The sequence below is a fragment of the Salinicoccus sp. HZC-1 genome (assembly GCF_046736035.1).
GTDB lineage: Bacteria > Bacillota > Bacilli > Staphylococcales > Salinicoccaceae > Salinicoccus.
On the sequence record NZ_CP177130.1, the window covers coordinates 1,971,525 to 1,988,890 of the forward strand.

A 17,366-nucleotide genomic window follows, 5' to 3' on the forward strand; every position below is an offset into this window, starting at 1 on the left:
TTTACTCACTTTCTCAGGAATACTGCTCATCCATCTCTTCAGAGGCAGTTCTTTCAAAATCATCGAGCAATACACGTGCTTCGTCTGTCGACTTTGTGTTCATCAATTGATTTCTTAACTGCCCTGCGCCTTTGAAGCTGCGGACATATATTTTGAAAAAGCGGTGCAGTGCTGTGTACTTGCGGAGTTCCAAGTCTGAATATTGATCATGGAGATCCAGATGCAACCTTAAGAGACCAAGCAGTTCCTTACTAGTATGCTCTCTCGGTTCCTTTTCGAAAGCGAACGGATTCTTGAAGATGCCGCGTCCGATCATGACACCATCGACACCATACTGCTCGACGAGTTTCATGCCGGTTGCATAATCCGGAATGTCCCCATTGATTGTCAGTAGTGTCTCCGGCGCCACCTCATCACGCAGTTTTCTGATCTTAGGAATCAGTTCCCAGTGTGCATCGTATTTGCTCATTTCCTTCCTCGTACGCAGGTGGATGGAAAGGTTCGCGATGTCCTGCTCCAATATATGCCTGAGCCATTCCTTCCACTCATCTATCTCCGTATATCCGAGCCGCGTCTTCACGCTGACTGGCAGGCCGCCTGCTTTTGCCGCCTGCACGAGCTCTGCTGCGACTTCCGGACGCTGGATGAGGCCGCTTCCCTTACCGTCGCCTGCGACATTCGGGACGGGGCATCCCATATTGAGGTCGATGCCTTTGAAACCCTGTTCCGCCATACCGATGCTCATCTGCCGGAAATGTTCAGGCTTGTCCCCCCATATATGTGCCACGATCGGCTGCTCATCCTCTGTGAAAGTCAGACGCCCGCGGAGACTTTTAATCCCGTCGGGATGACAATAGCTGTCCGAATTTGTAAATTCAGTAAAAAACACATCGGGTCTGGCGGCTGTACTGACTACATGACGGAAAACGACGTCCGTCACATCTTCCATTGGTGCCAGCACGAAGAACGGCCGCGGAAGATCACGCCAAAAGTTATCTTTCATATCGAAATTCAAATCCTTTCATTACGGTATATCCGGTTAAATATTTATCCTGAAAGCAGGAATACTCTGCTCGTTTTCTATTTAAATATTGTGTATCCTCTTTTTTTATCGAACCATAGTAATTTTAATCATTTTAACCTTTACTGGCAACAAATAAAACCGGGTATGGATAGATATCCATAATTTAATTATTACAGATACGTAGCCTAACATGATCTTTAAAATAGTAATTTAAAGAGTATGAAGATTCAATTATTTATACCAATTATAAATTGTGAAGTTTTTATAAGTTCCTCTTCGGATTAACGTTTAGAGTGGGTTCTTTGTGAAAAAATCTTTTTAAATATTTTTAAAAATAAATTAAAAACATTGGAAAATATTAATAATTTGTTTTCATATTATGAAAAAACCCCGATTCGCTGACGGAGTTAACGAATCGGGGCAGTGTAATTTGATTTATTTAGCGAGCTCCAAAGCGGTGACACTTTCAACATGATTCGTCTGGGGGAACATATCCACCGGTGTCACCGGGCTTATTCCATACCCCTGCTCATTCAAATACTTGAGGTCGCGCTGCAGTGTACTCGGATTGCATGAAACATAGATGATTTTTTGCGGCTTTACTTCAACGAGTGCTTCCAAAAATTCAGGATGGCATCCCTTTCTGGGCGGATCGACGAATACGACATCCGGTTTTACGCCCTGACGTACAAGTTTCTTCATCACTTCTTCCGACTTGCCCAGATGATACTCTGCATTTTCCACGCCATTCAGTTCGGCATTTTCCTTCGCATCTTCAACCGCGGAATCCACGACTTCGATACCAATGATTTTCTCAGCCTGATCAGACGCACACAGACCGATTGTCCCGATTCCGCAATACGTATCGATGATCGTTTCATTACCTTTGAGATCTGCCGCTTCCAGTGCTTCTTTATATAGTTTCTCTGTCTGCTCATGGTTGACCTGATAGAAAGACCTTGCTTTGATCCTGAATTTCTTTCCAAGCAGCGTATCTGTAATATACTCGCCTCCATGCAGGATATTCGTTCTATTGCCGAAGATGACATTCGTTTTCTCTGTATTTACATTTTGTACAATACTTGTCACCATCGGGAACTGCTCTGTGATCGCTTTATTGATGCCGCCGAATACATTTTTCCGGCCATTGGTAACGAACGTAATCTGCACTTCGGAATCATCGTTGTTCGAACGGATGATGACATGTCTCAGAAGCCCCTCGTGTTTTGCCTCATCATATACAGAAACTTCTTCATCATTAAGCAGTTCTTTGATGAAGACCATAAGATCGTTATGGATTTCCTTCTGGATCAGACAATGGTGGATATCCACGATGTCATGGCTGCGCGGCTTGTAGAAGCCCATCTCCACTTTGCCGTCATTGAATTTCACCGGTATCTGGGATTTATTGCGGTAGTACATCGGCACTTCCATACCCACCGTGTCGTTGACCGGTTTGTCGAGCTTCGCCATACGGTTGATGCTTTTATCCATTGTAGCTTTCTTGAAAGCCTGCTGTTCAGTGTAATTCATGGTCTGGATCTGGCAGCCGCCGCACTGATAGTAATACGGACATGGCGGCTCCACCCTGTTCTCGGACGGAGTGATCACATTGACCAATTTCCCGAACCCGAATTTCCTATTGGCTTTTATTACTTTTACCTCAACTTCTTCTCCCACTAGTGCATCGGGAACAAAAATTGGATAGTGATCTATTTTGATTACACCCATGCCTTCATGTGTATAGTCGGTCACTGTTTTTGTATAGTACTCATTTTTGGATACTGTCGTCATATTCATCCCTCTTAATCCAGAGTGATCTCATACCAGCTAAAACCGTCCGTATCTTTTTCCAGATGCTTTATCGGCTGATCCTCTGTTATATATTCTTTCGCTTTTGTCGCCGTTCTTATTCTGTATGTGCCCCGCGGCAGAATCGTCATCGGGTCGCGCAAAATGAACTGCGGATCGCCCTTCATGTAATCGATGACGATATCCCGCACATTCAACTGCGATTCATGCAGTATTTCAGCCTCCCTCAGAAACGATGTATACGCTGCGCGGTAATTGTTTGCCGGAATGATGAACGCATCTTCATTATTAACGGGTCTGCCTTTAAATTTCACTTCAACCAGTCTTGATGAATCATTAATATGTTTAGCCGTACTATCATACTTTGGCGGCCGCGTAATGTCAAAGACATAATCGAGGTCGAAGAAGGTATCATAGTTATAGCTTGGGAACCCATCCCTCGACCGGTTCGGTTTCAATAAACAATCCGTGTCAGCCGGCGAGTTGAACTGCGAAGCACTCCACTCGAGCCATTCCTTAAGCGTCCGGCCGTTGATTTTAATGATGATCATTGAATTGGCATGTTTATATAAATCGATGGCATCAGCCAGTGTGACCGGTCCCGGTTCCAGTACTGTGAAATCATTGGCACCGTCCCTTCCTGCTTTGATTGCAGCATTGAATCCGAGGACGGGCAGATTTTCGATCTCGCCTGATTCAATCAGCTTTTCTGTATAGGCCTTCCCCGCTTCAGCAACCACCTGCACTGCTTTTGAAGGAAATACCCTAGAGAAGAATGTATGCCACGGCGCCTCAATATGCCCGACGGGCTGCGACAGGAATGTCTGAACTCTATTGTGGGCGGACGCATATTTATTCTTAATTACAGGATCCAGATGGATGGTTTCTGTATCAATGAGCTGAGCCGTCCGTTCGGTGATTTTCCAGGACCCTTCGATTTTCTGTACTTCAAAGGACAGTTGTCCCAGATGGCTTGCGTAGACCCCCGGCTGTACCATCGGTTTGCCATTGATTGTCCCTTTTTTGAAATCAATGTTGTCAATCTCCACCTCAAAATCTGCATCCGGGAAAAATTCATGCGTATGTCCGAATACGATCCCGTCCACATCCTTGATCATCGTCATCAGGAGCGTCTGGTTCTCACCGAACTTCCTGAGGTGATCCGGGTTTTTACTCAATCCCGAATGCGATAACAGGATAATTAAATCCGCACCTTCCGCTTTGATCTCCCCGGCAGTTTCTTCGACCGTTCTCCGCATATCCGCTACGGTAAGCCTGCCTTTTAAATGGAAAGCATCCCACTTTAATATTTGGGTGGGGACGACGCTTAGAAAACCGATTTTGATCACTCCGTCCGGCGTCTCTCTCTCAATGATTGTATAAGGCAGCACGCGGTCTTTTAAAGGATGATCTTTGAAATCCACATTGGAATTTATGATGTCAGGCCTAATATTGCTGCAGACCTTGTGCAAATAATCCAACCCAAAGTTGAACTCATGGTTCCCCAGTCCTACCACATCATATACCTCATTGATGATTTCCGGCACAAGAAGATGATCTCCGCGGTTGCTGTAGTCATAATCGCTCCACACATCCCCCTGGATAATATCTCCATTATCCACAGTAAGAACAGTTTCATCTGCGTTATTTTGTTTATATCGATCGATATACGATTTTATATGGAGCAGACTCATATCCTTTTCCGTATTATTAAAATAATCATAGGGATAAATGGCACCATGGATATCAGTCGTCGCAAATACTGTCAGTTTCATGATACACCTCTGAATATTAGTAGTTTCCATTATATCAGAAATAAAGCCCTGAAAAAGCTTATGGATTATCATATAGGGTATAGTCCAATGGAATATTAACAGAAAGTGGTGAGCATATGTATAAAGATCTGGCCGGCAAAACTGCAGTGATTACTGGTGGTTCGAGCGGCATTGGCAAAGCTATTGTTGAGCGTTTTGCAGATGAAGGGATGAATGTATTATTCTCCTTCCACAGCGACGAGGAAGCAGCGGGTAAAATCGCTGATTCCCTCGACAGTGATAAAGTTAAAACCCAGAAATGTGATGTCACTAAAGAAGAAGAAGTGATTGATCTGATTAGAAGCGGAATCGATCAGTTTGGCGGAATTGACGTCATGGTCAATAATGCCGGCATCCAGGCGGATGTGCCCAGCCATGAGCTGTCCGTTGAAGATTTTGATAAAGTCATAAGTACGAACCTCCGCGGCGTATTCATCGGCGCCAAAGAGGCAATCAAACATTATTTGGATACTGATAAAAAAGGGAGTATCATCAATATATCCAGTGTGCACGAAATCATACCCTGGCCCCATTACGCCCACTATACGGCCAGCAAAGGCGGCGTCAAGCTTCTTACACAGACCCTTGCCCTTGAATACTCAAGACTGGGCATCCGCGTAAATAACATTGCACCGGGGAGTGTGAACACACCGATTAACGAGGATTTCTTCTCCACTCCCGAAGAAAAAGAAGGCGCGGATGATTTCGTACCGATGGGATTTGTTGCCGAACCCGAACATATTTCGAATATCGCAGCATTTATGGCATCGGAAGAATCCGTCTATATTACAGGACAGTCGATTGTTGCAGATGGTGGCCTGAGTCTGTATCCATCACACCGCAACCCGGAGCATGACGGTTAAATATACACTCATGTTAAAAAGCGTTCCCTGCCGGCCACATCCGGTCAGGGAACGCTTTTTCATGTTTTTCTTTTTTCTCTCTCCTTTTCCTTCTCTTCCCTCTCTTTTTCTTTCTCTTCCCTTACCTTTTCCTTCTCTTCCTGCTCCTTCTCTAATTCCGCATTGAGCTCCTCCATCTCTTCCTGGTACTCCTCTTCCACTCCCGTAGTTGACGGAAGGAACGGCTGTTTATTATGATCGACCCGCTTGCCGTGTCTTATTAAGTCGAATATAATCATACCGTTGTTCGGCATTCCATTTATCGTCCTCATGGGTACTGAATCAAAGAGCACATAATAAAATGTATAGAATATAAACCGATTCCAGAACGTGGCCTGTTCCTGCAGATAACCATTCGCAAGCAGTGCATTGATTATCAATCCGACGATTACATTCATCAATATCGGGCTTAAGTAAAGTGCAATATAGGCAAAGTTTCCATGGTATTTGAGCTTATCATAGGAAAACCAGCTGTAAAGATGATAATATTTGCGCACATCGAACATTCCTACTTTGAACAGACGGCCCCCCGATCCCAATGTGACCCTGGGATTTTCAGCACCGAATACCGTGCTGGCGATGAGATATCCCAGTTCCCTGAGTAAGATGACTGCCGGCAGTATTAAGAATGCGGATATTACTAAAGAAATCAAATCTGTTAAACCAAACATAAGCTGGCACCTCTCATCCCACTGCTTCAGGAGTTATATAATATTAAATACCTTTCCCCAATTCTTATAATACAAACGCAATAAATAAAAAAAGGACCTCTTTTCGAGATCCTTAAAGTTTAATAGCCATAGCTGTCATTTTCACTGCTTAATATATGTGTATTATAAAATTCTTCCGGCACTCTGATTTCCAGATGCTCTTTTAAATTTTGGAAGTGTGCCGGCAGCACGCCTCCAAACTCACCATCCAGATTAAGCTGCACTTCCTCATATGAGGAGATATAGATATCCTGTGCTTTAAATACATGTACTTTGGCGTGCTTCAGGTGTTCGCCTCTTGTAGCGAGTGTCAGAATGTGACCGACCTCTGCCAGGCTCGCTTCTTCAACGATAATCAGTGAAAACATGCCATCGTTGAACTTCGCTTCCGGCACCAGTTTATCAAAACCGCCGATTGAGTTTGTCAGTCCCAGCAGGAATAACATGACCTTGCCTTCAAAAAGATTGCCGTCATATTCGATTCTGACGTTTGAACTTCTGATCTGGGGCAGCATTTCAATCCCTTTGACATAGTAAGCAAGAGGCCCGATGATGGATTTCAATTTACTCGGCGCCTCGTAGGATACTGCTGTTATCTTTCCGCCCCCGCCGATATTCATGAAATACTTGCTGTTCATCCGTCCCAAGTCAATGCGTGCTGTCCTGCCCTCGATGATCGTATCAATGGCTTCCAGTATACCGGAAGGAATAAGCAATGCTTTCGCAAAGTCATTCACAGTCCCCATCGGTACAATGCCAAGTTCGGGCCTGTCCTCATAATCCGCCATCCCATTGATGACTTCATTGACTGTCCCGTCACCGCCGGCAGCGATGACCAGGTCAAACCCCATTTCACATGCCTTCCCGGCAGCAAGAGTGGCATCCCCTTCTCCTGTAGTTGCATGGGTGCTGGTTATGTATCCATTTGTTTCCAGACGCTCGAGAACATCTGCAAGTGATTCTTTGAATAGTTCTCTGCCTGAAGTCGGGTTATATATGATTCTCGCAGTTTTCATTTCTTTCTCCTAATCTCATGTTTTGAATATGCATAAAACAAATAGACGCTCAGTAAAAATACGACAATCTGTAATACATGCACCAACACCGGCAAATCCAATGTTGACACAAATATCATGATTCCAATCAGCACACAATTCAGGATGAATAAAAATCTATACAACTCCAACATCCCCTGTTTGACTTGAAATGGCTAAAAATAATTTTGATTTTTGCGCCTGGTACTCTTTGAAACTTATTCTGGACTTTAAATATGCATTTTTAAGCTTCGCCAATTGAGAGATGTAATCCGGATTTTTGTCAATACAGTCTCTGCAATAAAGAATGTCTTCTTTACGTTTGGAATCGTATTCCATCAGTATAAAGTTCACATTGAAATTTTCATATGAACTGCGTAAGACGGTCTCGCTCACATAATACGCCGGGACGTCTTCCACCAGTTCATAGCCCGCATCAATCATATCAGCGGGAAGTTCATCCAGCGATGTGCTGTATTTTACCAATACGAGTATATCTATATCACCGGGCAGGTTGAAATTTTCCAAACTTGTTGATCCCACATGATGCACTTCCATCGCTACTGATTTATAATGATTCAGAATATCGAGTGTTGCATTGATGTAACACTCGGATGCTTTTTTATAAAGTAAGCTGTCATTCATTGTTAATCATCCCTATATATATCATTCACAAACAGTTTTGTGTATAATTAATTTGACAATTTTTTTATTTTTCATATTATACCATATATTAGTAAAAGTATGAACATCCCGTATAAGGAGGACACCATGAAGAATGTATTAATAATCATACTGCTCATCGCATTCGGCGCTGGACTCTATGTAAACTTTGGCATGAGCCAAGATATTGATCAGTCAGATATTATCTCCGAATCAACTGAAGGCGAAACGGAAGAGAATGCTGCAGAAGGCACAAATGAAACCTCTGAAACATCGAGTGAAAACACCGGAGAGCCGGCAAATGAGGAAGGATCTCCCGCATTCAGCCAGGAAGCTCTGCAGGAACGATATACACAAGCCATCGAAAATAATGAGGTTCTGATTATCGATGTTCTCTTACCCTCATATTATACAGATGGTTTTACAGAAACGCTCGCAGAACAGTTCGGCACGGATAATATAGAGTTCAATCGGATCGATATCGATACTAACACAGTTGACTTAACAGAACTGACAGTGAGTGAGAACAGTGATGCTGTAATCATCGATGCATTGCAGGTCAGAGACTATAACGACGAAGTACTCCCTGATCGTGACATCGATAATTTAACCAACGCCTATTTGAATATTTACAACAGTGATAAAGTAGTATATATTTTGGGAAATCCAAATGTACACGAACATGAAAATCTGGCAAGTGTTCTTGCTGAAGACCAGGCCTCACTGGTGGAAAATGATTACTTCTATATCGACACTCAGGATGTATCGGCAGAAGGCGATTTTTACGACTATGAAGCAGATGCATTCACACCCGAAGTGGAAAGCCAAATCGCACAAAGTATCTATGCGTATATGACAGAGTGAAATTTTGAATTGAATATTATGTAATTCGCAGGTTAGACGTCAAATCCCCCGAGGGGGTTTGGCGTTTTTTGTGTTGATTGTTGTTGGATTTCATTAACGGGCAGGTATCATCCGCCTGTGAAGCGGTGATAATACACCCTCCTCTATCGACACTCCATGCTCTTTGGTATGACGATTCAAAAAAATAAAAAGACAGGCACATATTGAATATGTGCCTGTCCGGCATAAAATATACTATCTTTTATTAATTTCTTCCAGCAGAATCTGGTTGACCATTTTCGGGTTGGCCTGTCCTTTTGATTTCTTCATGATTTGTCCTACAAGGAAACCAATCGCACGGTCTTTACCGTTTTTGAAATCTTCGACGGATTGTTCATTTGCATCGAGTACTTCTGTAACCATGTCACCAAGTATTTTCGGATCTGAGATTTGTTCCATCCCTAGATCTTTGACAGTCTTTTTAGCATCTCCGCCTTTTTCAACTAAAACATTGAATACTTTTTTAGCCTGCTTGCTGGAGATTGTTCCATCTTCTATGAGTTTGATCATGTCTGACAGATTTTCCGGTGTGAGTTCTGTTTCGCTGAGTTCAACTTGATTTTTATTCAAGTATTCATTTACTCCGCCCATCAGCCAGTTGGATGCAAGCTTCGCATCTGACCCATGGGATTCCACCATCTCATTGAAGAAGTCCGATGTTTCTTTTCTGAGTGTCAGTACATGTGCATCATATGCTGAAAGCTCAAACTCGTTCACATATTTCTCTTTCAACTCATCCGGCAGCAATGGAATGCTCTCACGAATTCTGTCTTTCCACTCCTGATCAATATGGATTTCAACTAGATCCGGCTCCGGGAAGTATCTGTAATCATCAGATCCTTCCTTCACGCGCATCAGAACCGTTTCTCCTGTTTTTTCATCGAAGCGGCGTGTTTCCTGCTCGATGACGCCGCCTTTCATAAGCACTTTGTCCTGACGTTTTTCTTCATGTTCAAGGCCTTTTTTAACAAAGTTGAAAGAGTTCAGGTTTTTAAGCTCGGCTTTTGTTCCGAATTCCTCCTGGCCGTATGGGCGGAGTGAAATGTTGGCGTCACATCTGAGTGACCCTTCTTCCATCTTCACGTCGGATACGCCTGTATACTGGATGATTGCTTTCAGCTTTTCCAAGTAGGCGTATGCTTCTTCAGGTGTACGGATATCCGGTTCTGAAACGATTTCCACAAGCGGTGTCCCCTGACGGTTCAGATCCACCAGTGAATGATCGTCTTTGTGAGTTGATTTACCTGCATCTTCTTCCAGGTGAAGGCGCGTAATCCCAATGCGTCTTGTTTCACCGTTTACTTCGATATCAATCCAGCCGTTTTCTCCAATTGGCTTATCGAACTGTGAAATCTGGTAAGCTTTTGGATTATCCGGGTAGAAATAGTTTTTACGGTCGAATTTCGTAATATCCGCGATATCCATGTTAAGTGCCATCGCAGCTTTCATGCCATAGTTGATTGCTTCTTTATTCGGGACCGGCAGCGTACCCGGGTATGCAAGGTCCACTACGCTCAGGTTTGTGTTCGGCCCTGCTCCGAAATGTGCAGGTGCATCTGAGAACATTTTAGTATTTGTTTTGAGTTCGACATGGACTTCAAGTCCGATTACTGTTTCGAAATGCATTATTGCACCTCCAACTGCAGTTTTTTCAATTCTTCATGAAGATTAAACTGCTCTTCAAATTTGAATGCTGCGTTATAAATTTTCTTCTCATCAAAATGGTTGCCAATGAGCTGCAGACCGATTGGACGGCCTTTTTCAGAAAGCCCGCTTGGGATGGAAAGGGCCGGCATGCCTGTCAGGTTCGCTGGAACTGTAAGAATGTCATCTTTATACATTTTCAGGCTGTCTTCACTCTTTTCACCAATCTCATATGCCGGTGTCGGTGTCGTCGGCCCCATGATCAGATCGTATTCCGAGAATAATTCTTTCATCTCATTTTCCATCAGGCTGCGTAATTTTTGCGCTCTGATATAGTGCTGATCATAGTGTCCCGCACTGAGTACGAAAGTTCCAAGGAGGATTCTGCGTTTAACCTCTGACCCAAACCCTTCAGAACGTGTCTTTTTATAGTGCTCTTCCAGTGTTTCTGCACCTTCAGCCTTATATCCGTAACGGATACCATCAAAGCGTGCAAGGTTGGCACTTGCTTCACTTGAGGCGATTAAGTAATATGCGCTCACGCCATATTTAGTGTGCGGGATGGAAACTTCCTCCACTGTTGCACCCAGTGATTCAAATATCTTCGCAGCATTTTTAACAGATTCACTTACTTCGTCATCGATGCCTTCGCCGATGAATTCCTTAGGAAGTGCAATCTTCATGCCTGTCAGATCCGCTTCAATATCACTGAGAAATGTGTTATCAATATCAGGCATGCTCGTTGCATCTTTATCATGGCTGCCTGAAATGATTTCCAGAACTTTCGCATTATCTCTGACATTCCTGGTAATTGGTCCGATCTGGTCCAACGAAGACGCGAATGCCACAAGGCCATATCTTGATACACGGCCATATGTCGGTTTCATCCCGACTACACCGCAGAATGCGGATGGCTGGCGTACGGAGCCGCCAGTATCGGAACCGAGGGAAAACGGTACATATCCTGCGGCAACCGCTGCTGCGGAGCCACCGGATGATCCGCCGGGAACTGCTTTTGTATCCCATGGATTTCGCGCGACTTTAAAGTAGGAGTTCTCTGTAGACCCTCCCATTGCGAATTCGTCCATGTTCTGTTTACCCATAAGCACAGGGCTTTCATCGTTTAATTTATTCATGACTGTTGCATCATACACCGGATTGAAATCTTCCAGCATGCGGCTTGCACAAGTCGTTAAAATATCTTTTGTACAAATGTTGTCTTTTATCCCCATAGGGATGCCGAATAATTGGCCGTCCATCTTATCCTCTGCCTGCAGACGGTCCAGTTCCTCAGCCTTCTTCAAACCTTCTTCTTTATTCACAAATAAAAAAGAACCGATTGTCTCATCAGACGCTTCGATTCTATCGAATAGCGCACCCACAACTTCTGAGGGCTTTATCTCTTTTGATTGTATCTTCTCATACAGTTCTTCAACTGTTAGCTCATGAATATTCACGTTAAACCTCCCTATAGCATTTTCGGCACTTTAAAGTAGCCGTCTTTTGTCGTTTTGGCATTCTTCAGTGCCTCTTCCTGTGTAAGCGGCTCTGCCACTTCATCTTCACGCAGGACATTATTCAGATCCAAAGCATGGAACATCGGCTCTGTGGAGCTGAGGTCCAGGTCATCCAGAAGGTGTGCATAATTGACGATTTCATCCAGCTCTTTAGTAAATGCCATTGCTGCTTTATCATCCGTCATTTCAATTCTCGCGAGGTTGGCAACATGCTTTACCGTATCTATATTAATCTCAGACATTCCGTTCCCTCCATTTCTTATTAGAACATTTAAATTTTATCAAACATCGGGACAAAAATCTATTCAACGGATGATTTTCCAGTTTAGTGTAAAATTTGTATTTTATTTTCTCAATATTCATTGTAATTAGAAATCTCTATAGTATAATTAAGTTGTGTAATTTTCTACCCTTGGAATCGTTGTCGTATCAAGGGATAGAACGTATCGGGGGCATTAATTTCACAAATTCAATTTGCAATACAAATCCAGTTTTTGTATTGTGGCTAAGGGGAGGAGTTATATAAAATGATTCTAAATTCAGCAGTAAGTACAGGATTTACTTTTACAGCCGGCTGGGAACAGTACATAATGATGGCTGTATACTTTTTAATCTTAATCTTAATTGGTTATTACGCTTACAAGCAGTCTACGTCGAACCTTAACGAATACATGTTGGGTGGACGTAATATCGGACCGTGGGTTACAGCATTGTCTGCAGGTGCTTCCGATATGTCCGGTTGGATGCTTATGGGTCTGCCGGGAAGCATGTACAGTGTCGGGCTGTCCAGTATCTGGATTGCAATCGGTCTTACTATTGGTGCCTATGTAAACTATTGGGTCGTTGCACCAAGACTTCGTGTTTACTCGGAAGTATCAAAAGACTCAATCACGCTTCCGGACTTTTTCGAGAACAGATTCAGGGATAACAGACATATACTTAAAATCGTTTCAGGTCTTGTTATCGTTATATTCTTTGCTGTGTATACAGCAAGTGGAATGGTTTCCGGCGGGAAATTATTTGAAAGTGCATTTAATCTGCCTTATCACTGGGGACTTTTCGTTACTGCAGGTGTAGTTGTTGTCTATACTTTCTTTGGAGGCTATTTGGCCGTCAGTCTGACAGATTTCTTCCAGGGGACGATAATGTTTATCGCAATTGTATTAATTCCAATTGTGACTTGGCTGAATCTGACAGGCCAGGGTGTGGAACCTTTTGTTAGAATTGAAGAACTCGGCGCATTGGCTGATATCAACTACTTATCCTTTATCAGCGGTGTTTCAATCGTTACCATTCTAAGCAACCTGGCATGGGGCTTCGGTTATTTCGGACAGCCGCATATCATCGTTCGCTTCATGTCCATCAGATCACATAAACTTATTCCACAAGCGCGACGCATCGGTATTATTTGGATGTCGATTGCACTTGTGGGTGCGTGTCTGACTGGGTTGCTCGGTATTGCTTTCACTGACACTACACGTCACGCTGTGGCAGACCCTGAAACGATATTGATACTCATGAGTCAGGTACTCTTCCATCCTCTAATTGGTGGATTCTTCCTGGCAGCCATCCTGGCAGCAATCATGAGTACGATTTCTTCACAACTGCTTGTCACTTCAAGTTCACTTGTACAGGATTTCTACAGAATGATCCGTACCAAAGTAATTGGTAAAGAAACAAAATCCGATGAGGAATTGGACAAACAGTTTGTTCTGATGGGACGTCTTTCCGTTATCCTCGTTGCAATTGTTGCAATCATCATCGCATGGGATGATGAATCAGTAATCCTTAACATCGTTGCAAACGCATGGGCAGGATTCGGTGCGGCATTCGGACCACTCGTTGTACTTTCCCTACACTGGAAAGGCATGACACGTTCAGGTGCAGTCGCAGCAATTCTCGGTGGTGCCGGAACTGTAGTCATCTGGATTGCTGCCGGAGGATTTGGTACCGGACTTTATGAAATCATTCCTGGTGTTATCGTTTCAACACTTGCAGCTGTTATTGTAAGTAAGATGACACAAGGTGAAGGTATCACTCAAGAGATAGAAGCAGAATTCGATGAAACAACTAGAATCCTTAAAGAAGAAAAATAATATTCTTAAAGAAAAAATGACCGCCGATCGGCGGTCATTTTTATGTCTTGAAATTATTCGTATATGTGTACATCCAGCTTGTTATCAGCACTTTTAGTGATTAAGGCATAACTTTGACTTTTGTCCTTAATGGAAATTTCCACTTCAGTATTTCTGAAATGTTCCTGAATCAGTTCACTTACATATTGGGTTAGACCGATCACTTCGCCTCTGGAACTGTATTCCAGAGGTATTTCAATCGATAAGTGCTCAAGTTCACCCTCTTTGAAATAGCCCTGGCCAATCGATGTTGTGAAGCTGTCAAAGTATGATTCCAGCTTTCTGTTGAAGTTTTGATACTCGCTGTTTATCTCTTCGCTGATTTTACCCGCTTCAGATGAAGGAAGCGATACATAGTTTTCATTTACTTCAGTGAATGAGGAAATTTCATTATTTCCGGGTTCAACCACTGCAGTGGAAAGGAAATGCCCGGGTGTAATATCTGTATCTCCGGATTGAATGAATATGCCAAACACTATTTTCAAATCCTTATATTGTTCATTGGCACGGATGCGCTCTAAAATTTCAGCCGCCATCTGCTCCCCGTTTTCCCTGACTTCCTGTTCATCAAGCTCTCTTGTAAATGTAGGCCCGTACTGTTCTTTTTGATAGTAGTATTCACTGTTCATCGCCAGGCCGATCGTCATACCCGAGAAACTCGGGTTTCCCTCTTCTCCCTGTATCATATAGTTCTGTTCCAGTATATGAGAGAGGTAAATGGGCGCTTCCTGGGCAATTTTTTCGGGATCTGTTTCTCCTTCTTTGGAAGGATTCAGCCCCAGGTTGCTGAATGCATTATTGTCCGCCTTTTCTTCCTCGGACATGGCATCGATCTCTTCAGATGTATAGCTGCGGTTTAGGAAACCGCGAACCATTTCTTCAGTAAAGACCTGTCCCTCCCTGAATACATGATTTTCAGTACTGAAAGCTGTTTTGCTAATATCGAATAATCCTTTTTCGAACGTTTCAATATTATAGCTGGATACCATATTGGAGCTCGTCAATCCACGTGACGGAGAAAGCTGATAAGGGATAATAGTCTGGTAATGTCCCGGACTCTCATCGATTTCGCTTGTGACCATCTCTTCCTGCTCTTCAACAGGTACGCTGTTCATTTCATTTTCGTCTTCACCGGCTGGCTGTGTCTGATTGGCGACTTCACTTTCCGACGTTCCGCAGGATGCAAGCAGGATCAACAACAATGGTGTAAGAAGGTATATCTTTTTCATAATTACTGCCTCAACTTCTCAATGAATTCATTTTCGTCCCAAACAGTTACATCTAATGACTGTGCTTTTTCAAGCTTGCTTCCGGCATCGGCACCCGCCACTACTACATCTGTTTTGCTCGAAACACTTCCGGTCACCTTACCGCCGGCATTTTCAATCATTTCTTTTGCTTCTCCGCGGGTCAGCTCTTCGAGTTTTCCTGTCAGTACAAATGTCATCTCTGAAAATTCTCCGCTTTCCGCTTCAACTCTATCTTCTGTCATATTAACACCAAAACCTGCCAGTTTATCGACCAAGGCCCTGAAATCGGAGTTTTCAGTGTAAGTGATGATGGAACTTGCGATTTTATCGCCGATTTCAGGGATTTCTATGAATCTCTCTTCCGGCTGCTTCATGATTTCTTCCATGGAACCGAATTCCTGTGCAATCAGTTCTGAAGCTTTCGCACCTAAAAACCTGATTCCCAGTCCGACAAGGAGTTTCCTGAGAGGATTCTCTTTCGATGCTTCTATCGCACCCAGTAAGTTCGCAACTTTCTTGTCTCCCATTCTTTCAAGCGGAATCAAATCATCATACGTCAGTCCGTAAATATCACTGATATCTTTGATCAGCCCCGCATCAAATAACTGTCGGACCACTTTCTCGCCAAGACCGTCGATATTCATTGCACTTCTCGATACAAAGTGGATCATGCCCTCAACCAGCTGTGCCGGACACTGAGGGTTGATACAGCGGATTGCCACCTCATCCTCCAGTTTGACTGTTTCATGACCACAGCCGGGACATTCAGTCGGTGCCTCATACACCACCTGGTCGGTACGCTCTTCCAAAAGCGGACGGACGACTTCCGGAATGATGTCCCCGGCTTTTCTGATGACCACTTTATCGTTGATTCTGATGTCTTTTTCTTCGATCAGCTCGTGATTATGCAGTGAGGCTCTCGCAACCGTCGTTCCCGCCACTTTGACAGGGGTCAGAATCGCTGTCGGTGTAATGGCCCCTGTCCGTCCGACGGTCAGCTCTATATCCGTAATATCCGTGACGACTTCTTCTGCGGGAAATTTATAGGCAATTGCCCACCTGGGTGATTTCGCCGTAAAACCCATCTGTTCCTGCTTATCGATGTCATTCACTTTAACCACAATACCATCGATATCATAATCGAGGTCATTCCGGTGATTTGTCCAATACTCTATGTACTCAATGACCGTTTCGATATCATCTGCGAGCCTGCGTTCAGGATTTGTTTTAAATCCTTCCTGATCGAGCTTATCCAATGCCCCGCTTTGTGTCGTCGCCTCTAATTCTGTTAAATCATTGACACTGTATAAAAATATGGAGAGATGTCTTTTGGCGGCAAGTTTCGGGTCTAACTGCCTCAGCGAACCCGCTGCTGCATTTCTCGGATTCTGAAACAGGCCTTCCCCTTTTTCTTCCTTGGCCGCGTTCAGCCTTTCAAATGATGCCTTTGGCATGTAGGCCTCACCGCGCACTTCAAAAGATAACGGACTTTTTATCGTCAGCGGGATCGCCTTGATCGTCCGCAGGTTCGAAGTGATGTTCTCCCCCACTGTGCCGTCTCCGCGGGTCGTCCCCTGGACAAACCGGCCGTCTTCATATTTAAGCGATACCGCAAGACCGTCGATTTTAAGCTCACACATATAGTCCACTTCGCCGACCATGTCGCGCACTCTTTTATCAAATGCTCTGAGCTCCTCCGCATTAAAGGCATTGGACAGGCTCAGCATCGGCGTATCATGAGCCACTTTTTTAAACCGGCTCATGACTTCCCCCCCGACTCTCACCGTCGGGGAAGTATCTGTTTTAAATTCCGGATACTGTTCTTCAAGTGCAATCAATTCATGTAAAAGCTTGTCATATTCACTGTCTGGAACGGATGGGTTATCGAGCACATGATATTCATAGTTATAGCGGTTCAATCTATCCTGCAGCTCTCTAATTTTCTCTTCCATAAAATC

Annotated in this window: 14 protein-coding genes; 3 read left to right on the top strand and 11 right to left on the bottom strand. The window is 43.7% G+C overall.

Annotation, left to right across the window (positions count from 1 at the left end; translation table 11 throughout):
• Positions 1–13: 13 nt before the first annotated feature.
• The 3 genes from ACKRAT_RS10365 to ACKRAT_RS10375 all read right to left on the bottom strand — a co-directional run bounded on the left by ACKRAT_RS10365 (position 14) and on the right by ACKRAT_RS10375 (position 4,611).
• Positions 14–1,003: a tRNA dihydrouridine synthase gene (locus ACKRAT_RS10365; RefSeq protein ID WP_411842340.1), complete on the bottom strand. Its 990-nt coding sequence runs from the start codon at positions 1,001–1,003 to the stop codon at positions 14–16.
• A 456-nt stretch (positions 1,004–1,459) separates the two neighbouring features.
• Positions 1,460–2,818 (bottom strand): 23S rRNA (uracil(1939)-C(5))-methyltransferase RlmD, encoded by a 1,359-nt coding sequence (gene rlmD, locus ACKRAT_RS10370; RefSeq protein WP_411842341.1) that lies wholly within the window; start codon positions 2,816–2,818, stop codon positions 1,460–1,462.
• Between the two features lie 11 nt (positions 2,819–2,829).
• Entirely contained in the window at positions 2,830–4,611 is a 1,782-nt protein-coding gene (locus ACKRAT_RS10375; protein WP_411842342.1) for a 5'-nucleotidase C-terminal domain-containing protein, read from the bottom strand.
• A 116-nt stretch (positions 4,612–4,727) separates the two neighbouring features.
• Here ACKRAT_RS10375 and ACKRAT_RS10380 point away from each other — a divergent pair, with 116 nt between their 5' ends.
• Complete coding sequence (locus tag ACKRAT_RS10380) at positions 4,728–5,513, top strand: glucose 1-dehydrogenase (protein ID WP_411842343.1); 786 nt, start codon at positions 4,728–4,730, stop codon at positions 5,511–5,513.
• A 59-nt stretch (positions 5,514–5,572) separates the two neighbouring features.
• Here the strand turns inward: ACKRAT_RS10380 and ACKRAT_RS10385 are convergent, their stop codons facing one another.
• The 3 genes from ACKRAT_RS10385 to ACKRAT_RS10395 form a co-directional block, all read right to left on the bottom strand.
• The gene (locus tag ACKRAT_RS10385; RefSeq protein ID WP_411842344.1) at positions 5,573–6,223 is read right to left on the bottom strand and encodes a hypothetical protein; all 651 of its coding nucleotides are present in this window, start codon (positions 6,221–6,223) and stop codon (positions 5,573–5,575) included.
• Between the two features lie 119 nt (positions 6,224–6,342).
• Entirely contained in the window at positions 6,343–7,278 is a 936-nt protein-coding gene (locus tag ACKRAT_RS10390; protein ID WP_411842345.1) for a diacylglycerol kinase, read from the bottom strand.
• A 156-nt stretch (positions 7,279–7,434) separates the two neighbouring features.
• Positions 7,435–7,941 carry a GrpB family protein gene (locus ACKRAT_RS10395; protein WP_411842346.1) on the bottom strand — a complete coding sequence of 169 codons (507 nt, stop codon included), beginning with the start codon at positions 7,939–7,941 and terminating at the stop codon, positions 7,435–7,437.
• Between the two features lie 126 nt (positions 7,942–8,067).
• Here ACKRAT_RS10395 and ACKRAT_RS10400 point away from each other — a divergent pair, with 126 nt between their 5' ends.
• Entirely contained in the window at positions 8,068–8,823 is a 756-nt protein-coding gene (locus tag ACKRAT_RS10400) for a hypothetical protein (protein ID WP_411842347.1), read from the top strand.
• A gap of 234 nt (positions 8,824–9,057) precedes the next feature.
• Here ACKRAT_RS10400 and gatB read toward each other — a convergent pair whose 3' ends face one another.
• Genes gatB through gatC form a run of 3 tightly spaced genes read right to left on the bottom strand, consistent with a single transcriptional unit; the run spans position 9,058 to position 12,265 of the window.
• On the bottom strand, positions 9,058–10,488 hold the full coding sequence (gene gatB / locus ACKRAT_RS10405) for an Asp-tRNA(Asn)/Glu-tRNA(Gln) amidotransferase subunit GatB (protein WP_411842348.1): 1,431 nt from the start codon (positions 10,486–10,488) through the stop codon (positions 9,058–9,060).
• Positions 10,488–11,963, bottom strand: coding sequence for an Asp-tRNA(Asn)/Glu-tRNA(Gln) amidotransferase subunit GatA (gene gatA / locus ACKRAT_RS10410; RefSeq protein ID WP_411842349.1), 1,476 nt, complete (start codon positions 11,961–11,963; stop codon positions 10,488–10,490). The genes gatB and gatA overlap by 1 nt, the downstream gene beginning before the upstream one ends.
• Before the next feature lie 11 nt (positions 11,964–11,974).
• Positions 11,975–12,265, bottom strand: a complete 291-nt coding sequence (gatC, locus tag ACKRAT_RS10415) for an Asp-tRNA(Asn)/Glu-tRNA(Gln) amidotransferase subunit GatC (RefSeq protein WP_411842350.1) — start codon at positions 12,263–12,265, stop codon at positions 11,975–11,977.
• Between the two features lie 285 nt (positions 12,266–12,550).
• Here gatC and putP point away from each other — a divergent pair, with 285 nt between their 5' ends.
• On the top strand, positions 12,551–14,119 hold the full coding sequence (putP, locus tag ACKRAT_RS10420; protein WP_411842351.1) for a sodium/proline symporter PutP: 1,569 nt from the start codon (positions 12,551–12,553) through the stop codon (positions 14,117–14,119).
• A gap of 53 nt (positions 14,120–14,172) precedes the next feature.
• Here the strand turns inward: putP and ACKRAT_RS10425 are convergent, their stop codons facing one another.
• Both ACKRAT_RS10425 and ligA read right to left on the bottom strand, forming a co-directional pair.
• Positions 14,173–15,387 carry a CamS family sex pheromone protein gene (locus tag ACKRAT_RS10425; RefSeq protein WP_411842352.1) on the bottom strand — a complete coding sequence of 405 codons (1,215 nt, stop codon included), beginning with the start codon at positions 15,385–15,387 and terminating at the stop codon, positions 14,173–14,175.
• A 2-nt stretch (positions 15,388–15,389) separates the two neighbouring features.
• Positions 15,390–17,360 (bottom strand): NAD-dependent DNA ligase LigA, encoded by a 1,971-nt coding sequence (ligA, locus tag ACKRAT_RS10430; RefSeq protein WP_411842353.1) that lies wholly within the window; start codon positions 17,358–17,360, stop codon positions 15,390–15,392.
• Between the last annotated feature and the right edge of the window lie 6 nt (positions 17,361–17,366).